The following is a 22,363-nucleotide window of genomic DNA, read 5'->3' as shown; positions in this document are numbered from 1 at the left end:
CGGGCGTTCTGTCGTTGTTGTGCTATTTGCTCTTCATCTGGAAGGTTCCATTCCAGTCCTGTGGAGGAGGGGTTTCCAGGAATGTGCGGCAGCGATTGTGATAGATGATGGCGGGTTTGTCCGTCTTGTTCGTCTGGTAGATTTCAGCAAAGCATTTCTGGGCATCTGCGAATTGTCGCTGGAGATAGAGATTGAATCCTTCACCAAATAGGGTCGCCAGTCTAGCCTCATTGGCTCCAAGTTCGCCCTGCATAGCCAGCAGTTCGTAGACGCGAACGGGCTGCGTTCTGCCTTTGACGATCACATAATCCAGAGGCCTGACTTCGATGCTGGCCTTGGCGGCCTGATAGGTGGACTCGCTGATGATGATTCCCGTGTCGTAGTATTTGTTCAGACCTTCGAGACGACTGGCAAGGTTCACGTTGTCGCCGATGACCGTGTAGTCCATCCGATCATCTGATCCAATATTGCCCACTGTCACTTCCCCGGTGTTGATTCCCATGCGTGTGGGGAAGGCCGGGCGCGTTTTTCCGTTGGTGCTTTGAGCGCGTTCCCGAAGCAGATTCCGACATTCAATGGCGGCCCTGCAGGCTAGTTCGGCATGATTGGGGATGGATTCTGGCGCCCCCCAGAAGGCCATGATGGAGTCGCCGATGTATTTGTCGATGGTGCCTTTGCGAGCCGTAATGACCTGACTGAATTCACTCAGATAGTCCGAAAGATGGCCTACGAGTTCCTGAGGCTGCATGGATTCGGATAAGCGAGTGAAGTCGGCAATGTCTGAAAAGAAGACAGTCAGTTCCCGGGTTTGACCACCAATGGTTGCTTCCTCCCCCATGGTGATCAGCCGCTTGACCAGGTTGGCCGGCACATATTTTTTGAAGGACCGCAGACCGCTGACCATCTGCCCGTAGTTTTCGATCATCTCGTCCACTTCCTTGACCATGGTCTGGATCGGAGGGACAGCTTCGAGATCGAAATCCTTGATACGGCCCATGCTGCCGGATAGTTGCCGGATAGGTTTGGATATTTTGCTGGAGAAGAACAGAGCCGCGAGAACCGCGGTGAGTACTAGGATAAGGCTGATGCCCAGAGTGAACATGGCCGTGCGCCGGGCCTCGCCCATAAAGGCGTCCTGATTGACGACAACAGCTACGTCCCACTTCCATGGAATGTCCTTGGGTAACGGTGCCACTGCCGCGAGGTAGCTTTCTCCAAGGAAATTGAAATCAAGGGCGGCCTGCTGGACGGTTGTGTCCCCTTCGGATTGGGCGTTGAGGAAGGATGACCATGTCTTGGCAAACACATTGTGCTGGATATCGTTGATGTTCAGGGGGCGTGTTTGATTTTTGCCGCTTATGTTTTCGGTTACGGCAAAGACGTTGGAGCCGCGTTTGCCAGTCATACCGACGATATTGCCATCTTCGGTGATGATCATGGCGTGGGAGTCCAGAACGCTGGACCGATTCATGAATTCAGACAGAGAGGCAACGTTGATGTCGATTCCCAAGACGCCGGTGACGCGACCGCTGCTGTCGAAGGTTGGGATAGAGCAGGTGATGCCGGGCTGACCATCGCTTGAAAAGATATAGAGATCGGACCATGTAATTGATCCCTTCATGACAGAATCCAGATACCATGGGCGGTCTCGGGGGTCGAAAGCCTTGGCTTCGATAATGGTTTGATCTGTGGGGTATTTGACGCCCCACTTGGCTTCCTCATGGAACCAGGAGGAGTAGGCGTTGATCTCGTCCCGGAACAGGAAGCAGAAACTCAGGCTATTGTCCGGCATGCGTTTGGCCATCAGGAATGTGCCGTTTTCGTCGCCGTAGTAGAAATTGGAAAACTCGGGGCTGTTGCGCAGAGCCTTGGTGAAATAGAGCTTGCGGTCAACAATGGACAGATTTTGGAAGACCCCGGCGGCTTCCATATCCTGATAGACCGAGAGGGTCCCCTCGGCTTTTTGAACATATTGCAAGGCATTAACAACGATGCCGTCCTTGTGTTTGGCAATGAGTTGTTCGGCCATGAATTGAACGGATTTTTTGCCTCCAGAATAGGCGACAACGGTGACAACCCCTCCGCACAATAAGATCAGGCTAACCATGAGGATCAGAATATTGACCCGAAACGAAAGCTTGAACCGCTTGTCGAGCATGACTTCCCCCTCGAAGAAATGATGACTGCGTACTCGGGAGCCTTGCTGGTCGTGAAAGCGACGTTGGCGACCGCTTGTGCTTCCCAAAATTCGTGCTGTGGCCGAATGCAGAAAATATCAGCCTTTATACCGTTACACGAATAGCTTGTTCTATGTCCATGCTTGTCGAAGGAAAGAGGGGTAATATGCAGAAAAGTTATGAGTTGTGGCGGAACAAAGGGGTGAATAATTTGTGGGATTAGCCAAAGAAAAAGCCCCCTGAATTTCAGGGGGCTTTGAATTCTTCGTGGCGGAGAGGAGAGGATTTGAACCTCCGGTCCCCGTGAAGGGACACACGCTTTCCAGGCGTGCTCCTTAAGCCGGACTCGGACACCTCTCCGCGAAGGAGTGCTTGTTTACCCAATCCACGGTGGGTTGGCAAGCCCTAAAGTCCAAAAAATAATCCGGCACTTGAATTAGTACCGGATTATTGAGTCTAATCCTTGGGGGGAGGGGCGGAGGAGTCTTTGTCTTTCTTGTCTTTGGGCTGCCAACTGCAGCTCTCTGAGGAAGGACCTCAGCCCCGGATACCGAGTTTGGGCAGGATGACTTGTGTCAGCACAATGTAGATGCCGACGATGATCAAGATGTTCAGCAGGCTGTCCATGGGTACTCCTTGCTGGCAGTTTATCGCTTCCCGGGGAGGCGACCTATATTCAAAGAAGATAAGCCCCTCTGGGCAGAGGTCAACCTTTCCTTTGAACTCCCTTAGCTCTGATGGAAATCGTGGATGGCCGAACAGACTTCGTCTGCCTGTTCGGGCGCCAAGCCAGGGAACAGAGGTAGACTCAGGATTTCAGCGGCGAGCTGTTCGCTCTGGGCCAGTTCATCGGCCCGGTAGGGGGCATTGCCGCTGGTGAATAGGGCTTGCTTGTGCCCGGGGATGGGGTAATGCAGCCCGGTACCAATGCCTCGCCCGGCAAGGAACGCTGCCAGTTCATCCCGGCGTTGGCTGCGAATGACATACAGGTGGTAGACGTGCTCGCAGCCCTCGGCCACAGCCGGAGTGATGACGGGGAGACCGGACAGGCCTTCATCATAAATATCCGCCAGCATTCGCCGCTCGGCTGTGAGGCGATCCATGTGTTTCAGACGTTCGCGCAGAAATGCCGCCTGAAGTTCATCCATGCGGCTGTTCACCCCGGGGACGGTGCATTCGTAGCGTTGCGATTCGCCATATTGACGCAGCAGGCGCAGAGCCTGATCAGCCTCGGCAGACGATCCGCAGACGGCTCCCGCGTCACCCAGGGCACCGAGATTCTTGGTTGGGTAGAAGCTGTAGGCAGACAAATCACCCACAGTACCCACAGTGCGTCCGCCCGAGGCCGCGCCATGAGCCTGGGCGCAATCTTCGATGAAAGCCACGCCACGCTTGTGGCAAAGGTCTTCCAAAGCATCCAGGTCGCAGGGGTGGCCGTAGAGGTGAACTCCGATGACGGCACGGGTTTGATCGGTGATCAGGCGTGCAGCGCTTTGGGGTGAGATGCAATAGCTCTGTTCGTTCACCTCGGCGAAGACGGGGATGCAACCAGCGGCGAGTACGGCGTGGTAGCAGGGCAAAGCTGTGTGCGCAGGCAGGACGACCTCACCACCTTCGCAATCCAGTGCCTTGAGGGCCAGCACCAGAGCGTCTGTCCCGCTATTCAGGGATACGCAGTGGTTGGTGCCTACCCATGCGGCGAATTCCTGCTCAAAGGCTTTGACTTCTGGTCCCATCAGGTACCAGCCGCGTTTCAAAACACGCTCGAAAGCAGCGCGTAGGTCATCTTCTTGGGGGGCAAGCTGGGCCTTGAGATTATTAAATGGTATGCTCATCGGATTATTTTCTCCGGTTGAATTCGGGAAAGAGCGAGACCCACATTTACCCGCGCCCCGACCGGAATGCAAATGAAGAACTGATGACTGTGGAGCACCTTCGGGAATGCTCTTTTATGGAATCCAATCTCGTCTAGTCGTCATCAATGGCATACGTGGCTTCCTGAACATTTCTGGGCACCTCAGATCCCAGGTGAAAACGGTGGACATGCTCAAGCCCATTACCTAAGTAGCTGCTCGCATGGTTGTATTTTCTCCATGCCTAACTCCTGATTGTTTAGCGCGCATTGTGGCGACAATGCGCCATAGATCTGCAATGCAAAGGGATTTGAAATGACTCAACAGTACGAAACACCCAAGGGCCGTGCGCTACTGCCGCTCATTCTTTTTTTAATTCTTTTCATAGGCACTGGCGCGGTTCTTTCCGCACAAGGGCGAACCATGGCTTTTTATCAACTGTCAGCCGCCGTCGCCATCCTGCCGGCCGTGGCGCTTGCTCTTGCCATGGGCAAAGGCAAATTGAATAAAAAGATATCCATTTTTCTGTCCGGTGTGGGTGACATCAATATCATCACCATGTGCATGATTTATTTACTTGCAGGAGGGTTCGCTTCGGTTGCCAAGGCCATTGGCGGTGTTGACGCCACGGTTAACCTCGGGTTGGCCTTTATCCCTCCCCAGATGGTTTTGCCCGGTCTTTTTGCTATCGCTGCCTTTGTCGCTACCGCAATGGGCACCTCCATGGGCACTATTGCTGCGATTGCGCCCATCGCTGCTGGCGTCGGGCAACAAACCGATATTTCCAGTGCCGTGCTCATGGGTACAGTGGTCGGTGGAGCCATGTTTGGCGATAACCTGTCCATGATCTCCGACACTACGATTGCAGCTACGCGCACCCAGGGATGCGCCATGAGTGACAAGTTTAAAATGAACGTCCGCATTGTGCTGCCGGCAGCATTGGTTACACTCCTGCTCCTTGCTGTCTTCGGCTCGTCGGGGGGAGTCTCTCATGCCGGAGACTGGGAGCTCATTCGTGTTCTCCCATATTTGGTTATCCTCGGGCTGGCCATTGCCGGAGTTAATGTTTTTGTTGTGCTTGCTTCGGGTATCGTCTTGGCTGGTACTGTCGGGCTTGCCGCTGTTTCCGACTATTCGTTGCTCAAGTTTTCGCAGGATATTTACGCTGGATTTACCGGCATGCATGAAATCCTTGTGCTTTCGATGTTCATTGGCGGTCTCGGCGAACTCATCCGATACAATGGCGGGCTGCAATGGTTGCTTGAACGCGTTAACAGCCTGACTCGGTCAAAGGAAAGGACAAGCACAAGGCGGTCTGGCGAATTTGGTATAGCGGTTCTGGTTTCCCTTGCTGATGCTTGTACTGCCAATAATACAGTAGCTATTATTCTTACGGGTGGGTTGGCGAAGGAAATTGCCACGGACAATGGCATCGACCCTCGCCGTAGCGCCAGCTTGCTTGATATTTTTTCCTGCATCGTTCAGGGCGTGACGCCGTATGCTGCACAGGTTCTTCTTGCGGGGTCCATCGCCGGAATATCCCCGGTAGCTGTGGTGGCTAACAACTGGTACTGCATGATTCTTGCTGTGGTTTCCATCGCAGCCATCATCACTGGATGGCCGCATATGCATGAGAAGATGGCTAAACAAGATCAATATGTTTGAAGCAAAAGTCTCTACTCTAGGGTGTTTCTGCCAATCAAAGAGTTGCTGTGAATCAGCGTCAGCCTAATCGAAAACAGTGGGCGTGGAGCAAACACAATCTTCATTAAAGCGAGTAACGAAAAGAGGGCCTCAGACTATTGTCTGAGGCCCTCGGCTAATCGGTGGTGGAGCAGGTGTGAACCTTCGGAACTTTAGGGTGCCTAGGCGCGCGCACCGATGTATTCGGTTTTGAGCGATGCGATGAGTTCGTGGACCGAGATGATTTCCTTGACCCGGTGCACATTGGACCCGGCAAAGGCAAAACCATGCTCCAGCTTGCCCTTGACTGCATTGGTCAGGGCACTGGCGATGCAGTACGGACTTTTTTCAATGTCGCAGGTCTTGATGCAGTGGAAGGGGCAGCGGAAGGGCTTGCGCTTGCCAGCGCGGACGGCGTCAATGAACTTGCTGCGCACGGCACGTCCGGGAAGTCCCACGGGGCTCTTGATGATTTCCACATCGGCTTCGGTGGCATCCACAAAGGACTGCTTGAAGCGCTCGTCCGCATCGCATTCGTGAGTTGCCACGAAACGGGTTCCCATTTGTACGCCCGAGGCGCCAAGTTGGAGCATTTTTCTGATGTCCTGTCCGTCATAGACGCCTCCGGCAGCAATGACAGGTACCCTGCGTCCGGTCTGTTCCTCGAAGGGGCGGACGGCTTCGATCACTTCTTCCACCAGTTTTTCGAGGCGGAAGTCAGGGTCATCAAGCTGTTCGACCTTGAAGCCCAAGTGGCCACCAGCCTTGGGGCCTTCAACCACGAAAGCGTCGGGCAGATAGTCGAACTTGGACAACCACTTCTTGGTGATGATTTTGGCGGCGCGTCCGGAACTGACGATGGGCGCGAGCTTTGTCTTGGCTCCATCGGTCAGGTAGCCGGGCAGGTCCAGGGGCAGGCCTGCGCCGGAAAAGATGATGTCGGCACCTTCCTTGACGGAAGTGCGCACCATGTCGGCAAAGTTGGTCAGGGCGACCATGATGTTGACGCCCAGGATACCGTCGGAATTGTCACGAGCGGCACGCAGTTCGCGAGTCAGGGCCTTGACGTGGGCTTCGGAGTCCTTGGCTGCTGCGTTGTCACGGAATCCGATCATGGCAGCGGCGATCACGCCAATGCCACCTTCGTTAGCCACGGCCGAGGCAAGGCCGGAGAGGGAGATTCCCACTCCCATACCACCTTGGATGATGGGCACTTTGGCCACGAGGTCGCCGATGGTCAGCTCGGGCATTTTCAGCTCGGGCAGCTTCACTTCCGGCATTTTGAACTCAGGCATCTTGAGTTCGGGCATTTTGAATTCAGGCAGTTTCATGATGTTCCTCATGTTGCGAGACGACGACACACGTTGCGTACGCAATGCTGTCACCGTTTTAGTATGATCCAGGCGGATTGCCCGGATTGTTATTCCTGCGCCACCGGTTTCATCGGTTGGCCTATTAGGTATTTAGCACCAGCTTATTTAAAAGGGAATGCTTCGCCCGTGAGAAATTCGTACGCTTCAACGTATTTTGCCCGGGTGCGGTCAATGACTTCATTGGGCAGTGTCGGCGGTGGGGGCGTCTTGTCCCAGTCCTGTGCGGACAGCCAGTCACGCAGGTACTGCTTGTCGAAGCTGGGCTGGGATGCACCGGGGGCGTAGCCCTTCTGGGGCCAGAATCGCGAGGAGTCCGGTGTCAACACTTCGTCGATGAGGATGACGCCAGCATCGGTCATGCCGAACTCAAATTTGGTGTCGGCAATGATGATACCCTTGTCGGCTGCGTATTCGCTACCGGCCTTGTAGATATCCAGGGTGATTTTGGAAACCTGTTCCACGATCTCACGTCCGGCGTGATCCATGGCCTGGTCCACGGTGATGTTTTCATCGTGTTCGCCCAGATCTGCCTTGGTGGAGGGAGTGAAGAGCGGCTGCGGGAGCTGCTGGGACTCCTGGAGATTCGCGGGCAGATCATAGCCGCAAACGGTGCCGGTACGCTGGTAATCCTTCCAGCCGGAGCCGGTGATGTAGCCGCGCACAATGCACTCGATGGGCAGGGGGCGGGCCTTTTTGACGATGACGGAACGGCCTTCCAGGTCGTCAGCGTAAGGTGCCAGCGGCGCAGGGAACTTGGTCACGTCATGTTCGATCAGGTGGTTGGGAACAATGTCCGCGAACTTATCCATCCAGAACAGGGTAATCATGTTCAGGATGACTCCCTTGTGGGGGATGGGCTCGTTCATGACCACGTCGAAGGCACTCATGCGATCGGTGGTGATGATGAGTAGCTCGTCGGATGAAATTTCATAGATGTCGCGGACTTTGCCACGAGAAACAAGGGGATATTCCTTGATGTCTGTCTGGGTGACGATGTTCATGGTGCTCTCCTTGGCGTGTGGTGGCCCATCTCTTACTGTAAAAACGATTGTTTTGAAAGAGGGGCTTTTCGCTCAAAAAATGTTGTGCAGACTTGCAAGGGTGAAACGCTAGTGTCGCAAGAGCTGTAAGACTATTTAACTCTTTCGTTTCTCAACGCTGCGGGCGTGGGCTTCCAATCCTTCCAGACGCGCCAGTCGGGCAATCTTGTCAGCATGAGCCTGAACAAATGCCGGGGAGGTCGCTACAACACTGGACTTTTTGACGAAGGTCTGCACGGACAGGGCAGAAGAGAATCGCGCCGTGGACAGCGTCGGCAGAACGTGGTTGGGGCCTGCAAAGTAATCCCCCACAGGTTCGGGAGCCGTGTGTCCCATAAAAATGGCTCCGGCATGGCGTATCTTGCCCAGCAAGGCCCAGGGATCGGCCACGGCCAGCTCCAGGTGCTCGGGAGCCAGCCGGTTGATGCAGTCCACGGCGGCGTCCAGATCCGGGCAGAGCAGGATGGCGCCCCAGTCACTCAGGGATTTTCGGGCTACTTCCGCACGCGGAAGCTCTACGGTCTGTTGCTCCAGTTCGGCCCGGACCGCCTGGGCCAGTTTCGGGTCGGTGGTGGCAAGAATGGAGGAGGCCAGTGGGTCGTGCTCGGCCTGGGAGAGCATGTCTGCCGCCAACCAGGCCGGGTTGGCGCTCTCGTCGGCGATGATGGCGATTTCGCTGGGCCCGGCGATCATGTCGATGCCTACCTTGCCCATGAGCAGGCGTTTGGCGGTGGTCACAAAGATGTTGCCCGGACCGGCAATGACATCCACTGCTTTCACGGACGCGGTGCCATAGGCCAGGGCGGCAATGGCCCAGGCGCTGCCTGCGCGGAAAAGTTCACTCAGCCCCAGCAACTTTGCCGTGGCGAGAAGGTACGGGTTCAGACTTCCATCCGGGCGTGGCGGTGTGGTCAGCTGGATTTCACGAACCCCAGCCACCTGTGCGGGAATGGCGTTCATCAGCAGGCTGGAGATGAGCGGAACCTGCCCGCCCTGACCGCCGGGAACATAAAGACCGACACGGTCGACGGGGGTGACCATCTGCCCGAGGATGGTGCCGTCGTCCTTGGTGGTCCACCAGGAGTTCTCGCGCTGGCGTTCATGATAATCCCGAATATTGGCAGCGGCTTCGGCCAGTATCTCCATGTCCGCCGCTGGAATCTCCGCCATGGCGGCTTCGAATTCCTGTGGGGAGACCTTGAGTGTATCAGTCGTCAGGGTCTTGCAGTCGAATTTGCGACCATAATCCACCAATGCCTGATCACCGCGCTCGCGCACGTCATTCAGGATATCGGTTACTGTAGCATCCACGTTGGCACCGGGGGCATCCCGTCCGGCAAGGCGATTTTGGAGGGTGGCCCAATCCTGGGGGCCGGAATAGGGCAGTTCGGGGCAGGGCATGGAGGCTCTCCTTATGGGCAGCAACCCTCAGCAATGAGGGGAGTGATCGTTTCTGATGGAAAGGCAGGCAGAATAGAGGAGGACGGGAAAAAAGTCGAGTCGCGGGCACTGGGATAAAAAAAGGCCGGGACCCGAAGGTCCCGGCCGAAAAGGCGTCAGGTTGTTCTAAGCGGTCTTAGAAGCTGTAGGTCAGAGTGACAGCCATCTTGGTAGCGGCGTCGGTCTCTTCGGTAGCAGCAGCCCAGGTGTCTTCGTCACGATCCACGGAAACGTAGCCCAACTTGGCGGACAGGGCGAGGTTTTCGTAGAGCTGGTAGGTGCTGTCGAAGTTGACTTCCCAGAAGGTGTCCTTCTCGGTCAGCACGGTGCCGGCCTGGTCAGCCATGTTCTCGTCGGAGGTACCCTGACCGTACATCAGCACGAAGCGGTGGGTCAGGCTCTCAACGAAGGAGATGTCGTCAAGGATCAGAGCAACAGCCATGAAGTCGTGACGATCGGTCAGGACGTTGCCTGCCAGGTTGTGAGCAGCGCCGTCCATACCGAAGTGGGTGATGGCGGTAGCGGAGTCAAGGTAAGGCATGGTCTCGGAACCGTTGGTGGTGTCGTCGTCGTCACCGGAGCCGTACACGACGGCCAGAGAAGGAGTAACCATGTCCATCTTGTAGGAAACGATACCAGCAGCGAACCAACCGGAACGGTCGTTGTTCTCTTCTTCAGCGTCCACGGAACCGTAAGCGAGGTCCAGGCCGAAGGTGATGGGATCGAAAGCGGACACTTCAACTGCAGCGCCGAGCCACAGAGCGGTCAGCGAATCAGCAGGAGCGGTGATACCAGCTTCGTTGGTGATGCCAGCCAGGCCAGCAGCAGCAGCGGCATCCTGGCCAACCATGGCGTAGATGACGTAAGGGGTCACGGAGTAGCCGTCCATGGCGATGGGCAGGATGGCAGTCAGGGCGTCAATGTCACCCTTGTTCTGGCCGTCTTCATCGGTGTAGAGGCGAGTGAAACCGGCAACCAGGGAGACGTTCTCGTTGAAAGCGTAGGAACCCACGATAGCGGCAACGTCGTTGTCAGCAATGGGGTTACCAGCAACAGCGGAAGGCCAAGCAACGCCCTGCAGACCAACACGCCAAGCCACGGGGCCGGTCTTAAAGTCGGTGTAAGCATGCTTCAGCTCGATCTCACCACCGTCAGTGCCGATGGAACCACCGGAGCCTTCAACCTGGGAGTCAACAACGCCCCAAGTGGTGTCATACTCGAAGCCCACGACAGCGCGGAGGTCTTCGGAGGTCACGTACTGGAAGTACATGCGGACACGCTGCAGAGCCGAGAAGTCGTCCTCGTTGGCGCCGTCAGTTTTGCCGTCCTGGAGGTCGGTGTTGTCAGTCCACTGCAGGGAATGCTCGAAAGAAGCAGAGAACTGCATCTCTTTTGCGTTGGCCATAGCGGCGCCCAGCACGAAGCAGGCAACCAGAGCCATAACAAGAATGCGTTTCATGATGATATCCATCCTTCGTTTACGATAAAAAAAGAAAACCCTAACCTGACGCCGAACGGAAATATCCCGTTCAGGTAGAGGTCTAACCCCATTCAAACGGTGAATCAAGGGAAAAACGGCGTTTTTTTGACTGGGGTAAAAATTTTTTTACCGTCAAAATACTTGTACTTATGAGGGTGGGCGGAGTGTTTTGTTGGTAACTGCATGAAAATATTGATGTTTTATTCTCTACCTTCTGTGGAGTCGATAGTTGTTGTGTCCATTCCAAAGGTTAAAGAAAGTCTAAACTTTTCATCTTGTCTTGGGTTCAAAATCCTTGACGGCTAAATTCGGAAGTTTACGACTGCAACACGGAACAGGGCTATAGACTTATTATAATGTTAATGGAGGTGTTCTTATCCCCGGATGATTCCGTGGGATGGGGTTGCCTCTGTGACGGTGTGGTACTACTTGAGTGGCATGTTCGATTTCAAGAGTGGGGACTACCCCAAAGGCCCGGGCGTGTATCTGATGCACGATGCCAAGGGGCGGGTCATCTATGTGGGCAAGGCCAAGAGTCTGGTCAAACGGTTGGCTTCGTATTTTAGGTCCATGGAGCGCCATACCCCCAAGACCAGGATGCTCGTGGCGCGGATTGCACGTATCGAAACCCTTTCCACCGCCACCGAAAAGGAAGCTCTGCTGCTGGAAGCAAGCCTCATCAAGAAGCATCGTCCGCGCTACAATATCGTGCTGCGCGACGATAAATCCTATGTCCTGTTCCGGCTGACCAAGGCCCATGACTACCCGCGCCTGACCATGACCCGTCGGGTGGTGCGCGACGGGAGTGTCTATTATGGCCCCTTCACGTCCAGCCTTGCTGCTCGCAGAACCTGGAAGGTATTGGGCAAGGCCTTTCCGCTCCGTAAGTGCGGGGACAGGACCTTCACCAATCGGATTCGTCCCTGCCTGTATCATCATATCGGGCAATGTCTGGCGCCCTGTGTGGGGTTGGCGGACGCCAAGGCTTATGCCGCGCTGGTCCGACGGGTGGAGATGTTTCTGGCCGGACGCGCCGGGGATGTTGTCGGGCAGTTGACCCGCGAGATGCAGGACGCTTCGCAACAGATGGAATTTGAGCGCGCCGCCGAGTTTCGCGATCAGATACGCGCCATTGAGGCCACGGTGGAGCGACAGGCCGTCGTGTTGCCCAAGCCAGTTGATCTGGATGTGTTGGCCGTGGCCGAGGGGCGCGGTGGCCTTGGCCTTGGGCTGCTTTTTGTGCGCCAGGGGCGGCTATTGGATGGGCGGTCCTATCACTTTCCCGGGTTGGGGCTCGAGGACGCACCCGAAGCCGTCTCCGGATTTTTGACTCAGTATTACTGGGCTTCCCGCTTCATCCCGGAGCGGTTGCTGTTGCCCTGGGCGCTGGATGATGCCGAAACTCTGGAGAGCGCGCTGGCTGAACGCCGAGGTGGTCCTGTGCGTCTGGGAGTGCCACGCGGTGGGCCGGAAAAGCAGATTCTGGATATGGCGCGTGCCAATGCCGCACAGGCCAGACCCGAAGCCGCAGCCGGACAGGACGTTCCCGAACGTTTGAAGCGAGCGCTGCACCTGTCCGCAGAGCCGCACCGCGTGGAATGCGTGGACGTGTCGCATCTGGGAGGCAAGGGGATGCGAGCCGGACTGGTCGTGTTCGAGGGTGGTGTTCCGTTCAGGGACGATTACCGGACCTACACCTTTCCCGAGCTTGAGGGGAGCGGCGATGATTATGCCGCGTTGGCGGATTGGGCCAGACGACGCGCCGAGGCCGGGCCACCTTGGCCGGATCTGTTGCTGATCGATGGCGGACGTGGGCAGATCGCGGCTGTGTCTGCCGGGCTGGAGCAGGCCGGTGCATTGGATGAATTTCCCTTGGCGGGTATCGCCAAGTCCATAGGCGACGGATCGGGTCCGGATCGCCGTGCCGGAGCGCTGACGGATCGGATCTTTTTGCCCGCCAGGAGCAATCCGCTACCTCTCAAACCCGGAAGCCCGGAGTTGTTGTTCTTGCAGCGGGTGCGCGACGAAGCCCACCGATTCATCATTGGTCGTCAGCGCAAGAGTCGTAAGAAGACCATGATCTCCAGCGAATTGGAGAGCCTGCCAGGAATCGGACCCAAGACTGCCCGCTTGTTGTGGGATTCCTTTGGGTCCCTGGAAGCCATGCGCGCGGCAAGCCTGAAGGATTTGCTCGGGGTCAGTGGGCTGGGCAAGAAACGGGCAGAAAAGGTCCATCAGGCATTGCAAAGCCTGGGCGGTGGGAACTGAAGGCCTAGCGTGAGCCTGGGGCTGCGTCTTGCACGGCCACGACGACACGATTCCGCCCCTGTTCCTTGGCCTGATAGAGCGCCAGATCAGCGGCTTTGAGGACATCCTCCGCTGTGTCGCCGTGGTCGGGGAACAGCGCCGCCCCAATTGAAACCGTGATGCGCAGTCTTTCCTTCTTGGTGGGAACCGTTATTAATTCGGAGATGCCCCGGCAGATTTCTGTCGCCTTGCCCAGAAGCGTCTTCTGGTCGACCTCATTGATGATAATGGCGAATTCTTCTCCCCCAAAGCGGCAGGGGACGTCTTCTGCCCTGACGTTATCCAATAAATAGCCACCAAGTTCCCGCAGGACCATGTCTCCGATGTCATGTCCGTGCGTGTCGTTGACCTGCTTGAAGTGATCGATATCGATCATGAGAATGCCGAAAGTTCTTTTGCGTCGTATGGTGCGTGACACCTCTGTGGCAATGATCTCATCCATGAACCGGCGGTTGTACAGGCCTGTGAGTGGGTCCTGAATGGTTTGCTGGCGGAGTGTTTCCCGGAGTCTGATGTTGGCCAGCGCCAGCGCCAGATTGTCTGCGATCCTTGCTGCTAGCTGAGCTTTTGTCTGGTTGCCCTTGGGGCCTGGAGTGTCGAACGCAATGTGCAGCAGGCCGATGAGTTCGCTTTGAGCGATGAGGGGAGTGCATGAGTATTCATGAGCTGGGTCCACATTCAGGTGATGGCATGTCGGGAGACGATTTTCGAAATCGACGAGATAGGGTTTGCCCTGTCTCAGTGCCCAGCATTGGTCTGTGCTGAAGGAAGGCCTGCTGCTGTTGGGAGAAACCAGGTTCAAGGAGGTCGATTTTTCGTCAAAGATATAGAATGAGATGTCGTCCCCTGGGAACAGGTTGGATAGAAAACTGAGGATGATGGGGTAGGTTTCCTCAACCTTGTGGCAAAGCTGAATCATCTGCCCCATTTTCTGTAACTGGCTGCGTTGTGCGTCTCTACTCTCAAGCTCATTGATCCAGTTGGACAACTCGGTGGTGCGTTCTTCCACTCGTTGCTCCAATTCCTGTTTGGCTCGCCTCAGGGCCTCGTTGGACTCCTTGCGCTGAGTGATGTCTGAAATCAGTCCTTCGATGTATTTGGTGTCCCCTTGGGAATCCCGAACGATACGGGCGTTGATGGACACCCAGATGATCGTGTCATCGGTGCGTCGGAAGCGGGTTTCGAAATTGATGATTCTGCCTTCTTCCTGCAACGTTTGAACAAGCGAGTCTCGATCTTCCGGGCTGACGTATATCTGATGTCTAGTGTTTTGGACTTGCTTGAGCAGGGAGTGCTCATCCTTATAACCAAGTATTTTGGCCATCGACGGGTTGGCGCTGATAAACCGGCCATCAATCGTGGTCTGGAATACACCCTCGATTGTGTGTTCAAAAATGCCCCGGTATTTTTTCTCTGAAGTGTCGCGTTCCTTGCAGGATGTATGGAGTTGCTCCATGAATCTGTTGTAATACGCCGCCAATTGTCCGATTTCGCCACTGTCCTTTACATTCAGCCTGCTGGAATAATCGCCCTCAGCCCCGTGCGCAAAACTGGTGATCAATGAATGAATGGGGCGGGTGATGGAGGAGCTGAGCCACCAGGTGATGGGAATGATCAGAATCAGTGAAAATACGACCATTCCGAAGCTTGTGTAGCCAATTGTCCTGAGGGGTTCGTAGAATTCTTCGAGATAGCTGGACGAGGCGACGATCCAATCCAACTCACTGATGTAGTTGAAGATGACGAGTTTTTCCCTGGGTTCCAGTTCTCCGGGGTTTTGCCAGGGATAGATGATTTTCCCATTTTTCAGGGTGCAGAGTTCCTTGATGAACATTCGCCCGGACGAATCCCTGGAATCATAGATGTTGGTCCCTTCGAGTTGAGGGTGGATGATCAGGTTTCCCTTGCTGTCTATGACGTACGGATAACCTGTTTTGCCGAACGTGATGGAAAGGATGTGCTCCTTGAAGTCGTCGGTGCTGAACAGCTCTTTGAATTCATCGCGATAGGAGCTGGCGGCAATGATCCAATCCCATGGCCTGAAAGTGGTCATGTATAGGGCTTTGGGGCGGGGAGATTGTTCTCCTGGATTGGCCCATGTGTACTCGATGTACCCTTCTTTTTTAGCCATTTGCTGTTGAATGAATATGTTGCCGGACAAATCTGTGCCGACCAGCTCCTTGTGTGGGTGGACCTTGGTTATTCCACTTGAATCGATGCAATAGATATAACCTGTGGTCCCTATGACCTGACTCTCGAGGATGTCTGCGGCCTTGTTTTTTGCCTCGTTCTCACTCAATTCGCCGTTGAGTTGTTTCTGATAGAAATGCTTGACGATTTCCTTGTTTTTTTCTGCGACAGCACGCAGGTGGTTTTTGATGGCGACATCGGTTGCAGTTTGCACCATGTCCAGAATGCCTTTTGTGGTGTTTCGGAGTTCGGTTTCAATGCTTACTTCAATGGTATCTCTGATGATCAGGTATAGAATGGCGTTGCCCAGACCAATGGTAAGAACAAATGCCAGAGCGAACCCGTAGAGCAGTTTGAATTGAATGGAGTGCTTTTTGGCGAGAGGCAGCTTTCCGTTTAGCATAAGGATACCAGATGTCGTTTATGAGTTCGGTTTTCAGGATTCTATAATGGTAACTCAGCTATTTGTTGCGTGCAATCAGAGATGAGAAACTCTTGAACGGGACTGTGTTGTAGTGCCCGAGATGTGGTGCTTCTCTTTCTGGATTCAACTCATGAAAAACGCCGGAGACCCGTTGGCCTCCGGCGTTGATTGTCGAACTGTCGGTGTTATCTGGAAATGAAGTGTTCTTACAACGTCAGTGGGGTGCCGATGTCCATGGCAACAAGTTTGCTGCTCGGGGCGTACTCGGCAAGTGCCCCGGCAAAGGCCGAGGTGTTCTGCTCCAGCACTGGGAAGGTGCCCCAGTGCATGGGCACGGCCTTGGCGCAGCCGAGTAGCTTGCAGGCCAGCGCCGCTTGACGGGCATCCATGGTGAACACGCCGCCGATGGGCAGCAGGGCGTAGTCGATGTCGTACAATTGTCCCCATTGTTCCATGCTACCGAAGATGCCGGTGTCGCCCGCATGATAGATGGTCACACCGCTGGGCAGGGTCAGGATGTAGCCAGTTGCAAGGCCGCTGTCCGAGGAGTGAAAGGCCTGGGTCATGGTGATTTTGATGCCTGCGATTTCGATGGTTCCGCCAATGTTGATGCCGATGCCGTTGGCGATTTGAGCAGCTGGAACCCCGGCTTCCTGAATTTTGCCCGCCGTGCCGACGATGGCCACCAGTTGCGCCCCGGTGGTCTTGCAGATCTCCACGCTGGAGCCCACGTGGTCGCCGTGATCGTGAGTCAACAGCACGGCGTCGCAGGTGGTGATCTCGGCACTGGGCACAGGGGCGGACGGATTGCCCTCGAAGAACGGGTCCACGAGGATGGTTGCGTCGTCCGTATCGATTCGGAAGTTGGCGTGTCCGTACCAGGTCAGGGTGTCGGGCATGGCTCTTCTCCTTATTTGCCTTGTGGTGATCGCTGGGGGCGATTCTCAGCGCGGGTTTGAAGGATGTTGCGTGGTGAACTCCAGAAGTCCGCTCACGGTGCGTTCCATGGTGTTATAATCCAGTTTCTCGGCAGTGTCACAGGGCTTGTGCAGACATGGGTATGCCAGCGTACCCGGTGCGGTGAGCAGTACGGCCTCGCATCCCTGGGCTGCGAACGGGGCGTGGTCGGACTTGTCGATCCAGAAGGCACCGTCTTTGGTCACGACGGCCTCGGTGTCCGTGGCGTTGTTCAGGGCCATGGTCAAAGTCTCGGCCAATGCCCGGTCTGCTGGGCGTGCCCCCACCGTGAGGTTGCCTCCGGAAAAGCGCAGGAAGGTTCGCCATCCTGCATCCTTGCCTGTCCAGCCCACGGAATCCACGGCCACGACGCGGTCTGGCAGTGCTCCTTGCCGTGAGAGGTGTTGGGCATACTGCACGCTTCCGCTGGCGGGGGTCATGAAATAAGGTTCTTCCTCGTTGGGGAAAAACGCAATTTGTACGTCAGTGCGCGGTGGTGATGCCTTCAGAAGGCGAGCCAGTTCCAGAAGTACGGCAACCCCGGAGGCGTTGTCGTTGGCACCGGGGGCCTCGGGCACCGTGTCGTAGTGGGCGCAGAGCAACAGGGCAGGGCCGATCCTGGATGACGTGTTGTTGGTGGCTCCGGCAGTGTTCGGAGTTGGGGCGGCTTTGCGCGGTGATGACGCGAAATTGGTCGGTGTGGAAACGGAGTTTGGTCCAAAGTTCGCCACGATGATGGGCGGGGATGGATAATCCGGAATGGGACGCAGATGCTCAAAGGATACGCCCGCTGCGGTGAGTTGCCCCGTGATATAGGCGCTCGCACGTTGGTAGTTGTCAGGGGCATCCATGTTGCGTTCGCCGATGTCCGAAGCCAATGCCATGACATGTGCCTTCAGGTTTGCCGTGACCGCAGGCTTGTCCCAATGCTGCCCGGCCCAGAGGGGGCGGGGCAGAGTCAGGAACAGGGCGCCCAGTAAGAGGGCGATGCGAAAGCCCGCCGTGATTGTCGATGTGACAAACGAGTGCAGGTGAGGTTGGGCGTGGTGCATGGTTTGGGTAGGCCTTGGCCGGAGCTGTTGTCGGGTCAGCCTTCCCAGCGTTTGGACAGGGTGTGGGGCAGGCGCAGTTGGTCCAGAATGCGGGCACAGAGGTGGTCTACCAGTTCCTGGATGGATTGCGGGCCATGGTAGAAGCCGGGGCAGGCCGGGACAATGGTGGCGCCTGCACTGTCGGCGCGGAGCATGTTTTCCAGATGGATGCGTGACAGCGGCGTTTCGCGTGCGACGAGGATCAGAGGGCGTTGTTCCTTGAGGGTCACATCTGCGGCGCGGTGGATGAGGTTCGAGCCAAGGCCTGAGGCAATGGCCGCCAGCGAGGCCATGGAGCAGGGGCAGACCACCATGCCGTCGTGTTGCCATGAGCCACTGGCCGGGGGGGCACCGATGTTGGCCTGGTCGTGGATGCGATGGGCGTGCGTGTCCATGTCCTGTTCATCGCCTTCCAGGGCCATGACTTTGCGTGCGGCGTTGGAAATGATCATATGCAGTTCGATATGTGGCATCTGGCCCAGGGTGCGGGCCAGAGTGGCTGCGTAGGGCATGCCGCTGGCGCCGGTGACGGCGAGCAGGATGCGCTTGGTGTCCGACATAATTGCTCCTTTGCGTAAAAATCCAGACTAGCATTGGCCCGAACTCCTTGACAAGAACAAGGGCCGGGGAGGATGATTCAGATGGAGTGAAAACGGCCCGATGGACCAGGGCACTGGTCATCACGAGGGCTGTGTGGGAGCGGGGATATATCTTGACAAATCGCGTCCCGCAGGCATAGACAATCACTCCTTTGTGGGCAATTAGCTCAGTTGGATAGAGCGCTAGCCTCCGGAGCTAGAGGCCGCAGGTTCGAATCCTGCATTGCCCACCACAAATTTTAAGGGGCTTACGATTTTCATCGTAAGCCCCTTTTCTTTGCTAGAATGATTCGCCCATCAGATCATTTCTTGTACCAGGTGCCATCGGGTGCCTGGAGCATTTCTCCGGGGGTTGCCAGCTTGCGGAGCTTGGCGGCGCGGCGCTCACCCACAAAGAGGGGGTCCACACCGTTCTTCTTGGCAATGGCGGCATACACGGCCTTGCGGTCCTTGTTCTCTGCCGCAACAAGGGGGCCGGCTTTGTCCTTCAAGGCTTCCAGGAACCCCTTGTTATTCTCGCCGATGGCCTGTTCGGCCTTCAGGGCGTTGATTTGCGGGACCCTTGCCTTCATTTGTTCCTTGAGGTTACCGGCATGGGCCACGCCGGAACACAGGGCTATGGCCAGTACAATCAGGGCGGCAGTGCTGATCAATTTTTTCATATTTCGCTCCGCTCTCTATTGGGCTTCATCAATGTCAGAGAAGAAATCATCCAATGCCCGGTCCACCTTGACGTTAACGTCAATGGTGATGTGGATGGGTTTGACCTCCACGGGCTTGACCTCGATCTGGTGCTTTGTGGAGCAGGCCCCCAGCGCCATGAGTATGGCCGCCAGGATGGCTGGTGCAACAAGCTTGTGCCTCATGTGGTTCCCCTTACTGCTCCTTGCTGAATAATTTACGCAGGCGGAGCATTCTGTCCAAGGGCAGATTGAAGTTCACATCCAGGCGTATTCCCTGAAACTTCATGCCCTGACCTGCTGTTTTCAGTTCAACCAGTCCATAGTCTTCTGAATATTCGAAAGGTAAGTTTTCTGCGGGCTGCCCGTCAAGTTGCAACTGAACCTTCAGGGTTTCGCCCTCGGAGGTGGCTGTGACCTTGGCCCATTTGTACTCGAAGGACTTCAAGGCCTCGCTGGCAATTTTCATCTGCACATACTGCGGGCTGCCGGGCGGGACTCCACTCAGCAGCGAATCCGCTTGTTCGACCATAATCCGGCCACCTTCTTCGGGGGAGGACTGGAGTTCGGCCTCGTCAAAGGTGACTTGTCCATCCTTGATCCTGACAGGAATCTTGCCACTGATTTTACCCTCGCCGCTGGCCTGGGCAAATCCCAACTGGCTCAGAAGCTGGGTGATGCTCAAGTCCGAGCAATACAGCGTCAGTTCGTAATCGGTCTGATCGGGGGTGAGCCGCAGAGGCAAGGACTGAATCAAGCCGCCGAGCCAGCGGAAGCGGACCCCTTCGATGATGGTCTCTTTGCTCCCGTTCAACTGGAACAGCAAGTGTCCATCGTTGATGCTGATGTCCTTGTAGCTCACTTGATCAAAGGCCAGGCGTTGCAGCGGGGCGCTTTGCAGTTCCAGCAGATTCGGCATGTTCAGGGACGCATTGATCCCACTGATGCGGGCATCGCGTTTGATGTCTTCAATGATTCCATTGGTGATCTGGGCTTGCCCGGTCGCCACCAGCCCGCTGGGGCCATAGCGCATTTTGGTCTGAGCCGAGAGAGTGCCTGAACCGGTGATGTTGGTCAGCTCCGGGGTGAGTGTGACCAGCTCGAATCCGGGGGGCAACGCGTAACCGTCCACCTTGGCGCTGGCCTCGAAGAGCGGAATGGAGACGGGGTTGATTCGTGCTGAGATTTCGGCTCGCAGTCCTGGCAGCAGGGCTCCCAGGTAGGCTCCATCCAGAAGTACCGACTGACGATCCTGACGGACGTCCAGTTGCAGTTGCCCCCATTGGCGATCCATGGCTTTGATGACGGGGATGCTCAGGGTGCCTTTGTTTGCCTTGGTTGGCGGGTAGGCCAGCGGCAGGGTGAGAGTGCCCTTGGATACTTGCGCCTGGGGAGTCTTGATGGAGATGTTGCGCCCTATGAGAGTGATCGCCGCTTCTGGCTCGGGCAGAGCGCGCACGGTGCCACGCAGATTGAAGTCCGCCCGGGCCTCGATGCCGTCTGAAGATAATCGAACCTTTGGCAGGATGCCCTGCACGGTGCCCGTGATGGATGAGGAGAGGGAACCGGACAGGGTGCCCGAGGCGCGCAGCGCTTCGGTTTTCAGATCAATTCCGGCCTTGGTCAGCTGTTGCGGGGGCAGGAACAGCCCCCAGTCCAGAGTGCCGTCATCGCCACGACCTCGTGCGTTCAGGGCGTAAGTTGCATTGTCCATGAGCACCTTGTCTTCGCCCGATCGAAATGCCCCTTGGATGTCGCCAATCGTGCTGGCGGTCCAGTTGTCTGTCTCCTGACTGGCCCGGAGTGCGCCGCTCAATAGTGCCTTGACCGGGAATTCGTCCCCATGCTGCTCGAGGGTGTAGTCGGCCTCCAGTGATGTGGCGTCACCGGTCTGCACTCGTCCTTGGGCCCGTAGTCCGGTGGATGCTCCAAAACCATGCAGGGGCAGCATCTCCAGCGTGAATGGGAAACCATCTTTTGCATCCTGGTGCAGCGAGGCTTGCAGGCCCTGTCCTGAGGCCAGGACCTTTCCCTTTTCGAGGATGACCGGGGAATCGATGGAGAGGGTGAATTGCCCCAGCCGAAATTTTCCCGTGCTCAGGTTGTAGCTGCCATCGGCCGAGGCCGTGGTCTGCCCGTGCAAGGTCAGGTCGGAGGAGGAACTGCTCAGCAAGGGGAGCAGTTGCTGTAGGGCGAGCCCCTTCAGGTTTATGCTCATGGTGACACCCGGCGCAGCGTCGGAGGGTGTTACGCCTGGATATGCTCCGAGTTGCAGGCTGGCCTTGGCGCTCAGGGTTGCTCCCATGGGGGCCGCCAGCAGAGCGAGCTTGCCACCGCTTCGATCCGAGGCTGTGGTGAACTCCAGGGAAAAGGGGATGGCATGGACCTCCTGCCCTAGCGGGAGATGCAGCATCCCACTGGAGATCACTATTCGATTCAGAGGAGGCAAGGCCGGGAGTGCGCCTTCCGTGGCGGCCCTGTCCGGGGTGTTGGTCTTTACAGGCTGGTCCAGAGACGGAGCCAGCTCCAGCCGGACGTCCGCGATGCGCACATCCCCGATTCGCCCGTTCCGCAATCCGGCAAGAGAATAAGTGACGTCCATCTGGCCGATTTCCAACTCGGCCACCCCTGGCACGGAGAGCACCACACCATGCAGACTGGTTTCGCTCAGGCCCACCATGCGCACGGAGCAGGAGCGCAACTCAACGACCTCCTGGGCGTCATTGACCAACCCGGGCAGGATTCCGGTCAGGACGACGGGTAACAGCACGAACCACCCCAGCAGAACCAAGGTGATCAGAACAGCCAGGGCTGTGGTTGTATATTTAATGATTGTACGATTCATGGCAGTTTCTATGTCCACGTATCTATATCCCGAGATGCCTGAGCGCACAACCGGCAGGTTGGAGACGGCTTTTTGCTCTGCCAGCCGGTATGGAAAAGACGTGTTCAGGCTAATGGCAGAGCTTTTTCCTGCTTTTGGTGTGCAAACAGTACGGATGGACAAGGAGTAGCAATGAAAGTGTTGTTTGGTGACGTTTGGGTACCATTCATGAGGGTACTCATATC

At 56.3% G+C, this 22,363-nt stretch carries 15 protein-coding genes and 2 tRNA genes; 3 read left to right on the top strand and 14 right to left on the bottom strand.

Going from position 1 to position 22,363, the window contains the following annotated elements; genetic code table 11:
• Positions 1 to 22: 22 nt before the first annotated feature.
• The 3 genes from EL361_RS07620 to EL361_RS07610 all read right to left on the bottom strand — a co-directional run bounded on the left by EL361_RS07620 (position 23) and on the right by EL361_RS07610 (position 4,012).
• Positions 23 to 2,158 carry an adenylate/guanylate cyclase domain-containing protein gene (locus EL361_RS07620; RefSeq protein WP_126378189.1) on the bottom strand — a complete coding sequence of 712 codons (2,136 nt, stop codon included), beginning with the start codon at positions 2,156 to 2,158 and terminating at the stop codon, positions 23 to 25.
• A gap of 287 nt (positions 2,159 to 2,445) precedes the next feature.
• Positions 2,446 to 2,537: transfer RNA gene (locus EL361_RS07615), tRNA-Ser, on the bottom strand.
• 368 nt (positions 2,538 to 2,905) lie between these two features.
• On the bottom strand, positions 2,906 to 4,012 hold the full coding sequence (locus EL361_RS07610) for a DegT/DnrJ/EryC1/StrS family aminotransferase (protein WP_126378187.1): 1,107 nt from the start codon (positions 4,010 to 4,012) through the stop codon (positions 2,906 to 2,908).
• Positions 4,013 to 4,345: 333 nt separating this feature from the next.
• On the opposite strand from EL361_RS07610, the gene EL361_RS07605 reads away from it, so the two are divergent.
• Positions 4,346 to 5,695, top strand: coding sequence for a Na+/H+ antiporter NhaC family protein (locus EL361_RS07605; protein WP_126378185.1), 1,350 nt, complete (start codon positions 4,346 to 4,348; stop codon positions 5,693 to 5,695).
• 200 nt (positions 5,696 to 5,895) lie between these two features.
• Here the strand turns inward: EL361_RS07605 and EL361_RS07600 are convergent, their stop codons facing one another.
• The 4 genes from EL361_RS07600 to EL361_RS07585 all read right to left on the bottom strand — a co-directional run bounded on the left by EL361_RS07600 (position 5,896) and on the right by EL361_RS07585 (position 11,025).
• The gene (locus EL361_RS07600) at positions 5,896 to 6,969 is read right to left on the bottom strand and encodes an NAD(P)H-dependent flavin oxidoreductase (RefSeq protein ID WP_126381353.1); all 1,074 of its coding nucleotides are present in this window, start codon (positions 6,967 to 6,969) and stop codon (positions 5,896 to 5,898) included.
• Positions 6,970 to 7,187: 218 nt separating this feature from the next.
• Positions 7,188 to 8,087 (bottom strand): phosphoribosylaminoimidazolesuccinocarboxamide synthase, encoded by a 900-nt coding sequence (locus EL361_RS07595; protein ID WP_126378183.1) that lies wholly within the window; start codon positions 8,085 to 8,087, stop codon positions 7,188 to 7,190.
• Between the two features lie 135 nt (positions 8,088 to 8,222).
• Positions 8,223 to 9,527: a histidinol dehydrogenase gene (hisD, locus tag EL361_RS07590; RefSeq protein ID WP_126378181.1), complete on the bottom strand. Its 1,305-nt coding sequence runs from the start codon at positions 9,525 to 9,527 to the stop codon at positions 8,223 to 8,225.
• Between the two features lie 175 nt (positions 9,528 to 9,702).
• Positions 9,703 to 11,025 carry an outer membrane homotrimeric porin gene (locus tag EL361_RS07585; protein ID WP_126378179.1) on the bottom strand — a complete coding sequence of 441 codons (1,323 nt, stop codon included), beginning with the start codon at positions 11,023 to 11,025 and terminating at the stop codon, positions 9,703 to 9,705.
• Positions 11,026 to 11,484: 459 nt separating this feature from the next.
• Here EL361_RS07585 and uvrC point away from each other — a divergent pair, with 459 nt between their 5' ends.
• Positions 11,485 to 13,314 carry an excinuclease ABC subunit UvrC gene (uvrC, locus tag EL361_RS07580; RefSeq protein WP_126378177.1) on the top strand — a complete coding sequence of 610 codons (1,830 nt, stop codon included), beginning with the start codon at positions 11,485 to 11,487 and terminating at the stop codon, positions 13,312 to 13,314.
• Between the two features lie 4 nt (positions 13,315 to 13,318).
• Here the strand turns inward: uvrC and EL361_RS07575 are convergent, their stop codons facing one another.
• From EL361_RS07575 to EL361_RS07560, 4 genes are all read right to left on the bottom strand, one after another.
• Positions 13,319 to 15,946: a diguanylate cyclase gene (locus EL361_RS07575; protein ID WP_126378175.1), complete on the bottom strand. Its 2,628-nt coding sequence runs from the start codon at positions 15,944 to 15,946 to the stop codon at positions 13,319 to 13,321.
• Positions 15,947 to 16,173: 227 nt separating this feature from the next.
• Positions 16,174 to 16,866 carry a metal-dependent hydrolase gene (locus EL361_RS07570; RefSeq protein ID WP_126378173.1) on the bottom strand — a complete coding sequence of 231 codons (693 nt, stop codon included), beginning with the start codon at positions 16,864 to 16,866 and terminating at the stop codon, positions 16,174 to 16,176.
• Between the two features lie 45 nt (positions 16,867 to 16,911).
• Positions 16,912 to 17,976, bottom strand: coding sequence for a M20/M25/M40 family metallo-hydrolase (locus tag EL361_RS07565; RefSeq protein WP_126378171.1), 1,065 nt, complete (start codon positions 17,974 to 17,976; stop codon positions 16,912 to 16,914).
• A 35-nt stretch (positions 17,977 to 18,011) separates the two neighbouring features.
• Entirely contained in the window at positions 18,012 to 18,575 is a 564-nt protein-coding gene (locus EL361_RS07560) for a UbiX family flavin prenyltransferase (RefSeq protein WP_126378169.1), read from the bottom strand.
• Positions 18,576 to 18,770: 195 nt separating this feature from the next.
• Between EL361_RS07560 and EL361_RS07555 the strand changes: the two genes are divergently transcribed.
• Positions 18,771 to 18,847 (top strand) — tRNA-Arg (locus tag EL361_RS07555).
• Positions 18,848 to 18,916: 69 nt separating this feature from the next.
• Here EL361_RS07555 and EL361_RS07550 read toward each other — a convergent pair.
• Genes EL361_RS07550 through EL361_RS07540 form a run of 3 tightly spaced genes read right to left on the bottom strand, consistent with a single transcriptional unit; the run spans position 18,917 to position 22,139 of the window.
• A complete protein-coding gene (locus tag EL361_RS07550; RefSeq protein ID WP_126378167.1) occupies positions 18,917 to 19,276 on the bottom strand; it encodes a YdbL family probable chaperone protein in 360 nt (119 codons plus the stop codon).
• A gap of 15 nt (positions 19,277 to 19,291) precedes the next feature.
• Positions 19,292 to 19,480, bottom strand: a complete 189-nt coding sequence (locus EL361_RS07545) for a YnbE family lipoprotein (RefSeq protein WP_126378165.1) — start codon at positions 19,478 to 19,480, stop codon at positions 19,292 to 19,294.
• A gap of 10 nt (positions 19,481 to 19,490) precedes the next feature.
• Positions 19,491 to 22,139, bottom strand: coding sequence for an intermembrane phospholipid transport YdbH family protein (locus tag EL361_RS07540; RefSeq protein ID WP_126378163.1), 2,649 nt, complete (start codon positions 22,137 to 22,139; stop codon positions 19,491 to 19,493).
• Positions 22,140 to 22,363: the final 224 nt, after the last annotated feature.

The sequence above is a fragment of the Desulfovibrio ferrophilus genome (assembly GCF_003966735.1).
GTDB lineage: Bacteria > Desulfobacterota > Desulfovibrionia > Desulfovibrionales > Desulfovibrionaceae > Desulfovibrio_Q > Desulfovibrio_Q ferrophilus.
This window is presented reverse-complemented; position numbering and strand designations above follow the sequence as displayed.

Bases quoted from the DNA above. Each gene is read 5' to 3' on its own strand.
- EL361_RS07620 (WP_126378189.1), bottom strand. From the start codon at position 2,158: ATGCTCGACAAGCGGTTCAAGCTTTCGTTTCGGGTCAATATTCTGATC.
- EL361_RS07610 (WP_126378187.1), bottom strand. From the start codon at position 4,012: ATGAGCATACCATTTAATAATCTCAAGGCCCAGCTTGCCCCCCAAGAA.
- EL361_RS07605 (WP_126378185.1), top strand. From the start codon at position 4,346: ATGACTCAACAGTACGAAACACCCAAGGGCCGTGCGCTACTGCCGCTC.
- EL361_RS07595 (WP_126378183.1), bottom strand. From the start codon at position 8,087: ATGAACATCGTCACCCAGACAGACATCAAGGAATATCCCCTTGTTTCT.
- hisD (WP_126378181.1), bottom strand. From the start codon at position 9,527: ATGCCCTGCCCCGAACTGCCCTATTCCGGCCCCCAGGATTGGGCCACC.
- EL361_RS07585 (WP_126378179.1), bottom strand. From the start codon at position 11,025: ATGAAACGCATTCTTGTTATGGCTCTGGTTGCCTGCTTCGTGCTGGGC.
- uvrC (WP_126378177.1), top strand. From the start codon at position 11,485: ATGTTCGATTTCAAGAGTGGGGACTACCCCAAAGGCCCGGGCGTGTAT.
- EL361_RS07575 (WP_126378175.1), bottom strand. From the start codon at position 15,946: ATGCTAAACGGAAAGCTGCCTCTCGCCAAAAAGCACTCCATTCAATTC.
- EL361_RS07570 (WP_126378173.1), bottom strand. From the start codon at position 16,866: ATGCCCGACACCCTGACCTGGTACGGACACGCCAACTTCCGAATCGAT.
- EL361_RS07565 (WP_126378171.1), bottom strand. From the start codon at position 17,976: ATGCACCACGCCCAACCTCACCTGCACTCGTTTGTCACATCGACAATC.
- EL361_RS07560 (WP_126378169.1), bottom strand. From the start codon at position 18,575: ATGTCGGACACCAAGCGCATCCTGCTCGCCGTCACCGGCGCCAGCGGC.
- EL361_RS07550 (WP_126378167.1), bottom strand. From the start codon at position 19,276: ATGAAAAAATTGATCAGCACTGCCGCCCTGATTGTACTGGCCATAGCC.
- EL361_RS07545 (WP_126378165.1), bottom strand. From the start codon at position 19,480: ATGAGGCACAAGCTTGTTGCACCAGCCATCCTGGCGGCCATACTCATG.
- EL361_RS07540 (WP_126378163.1), bottom strand. From the start codon at position 22,139: ATGAATCGTACAATCATTAAATATACAACCACAGCCCTGGCTGTTCTG.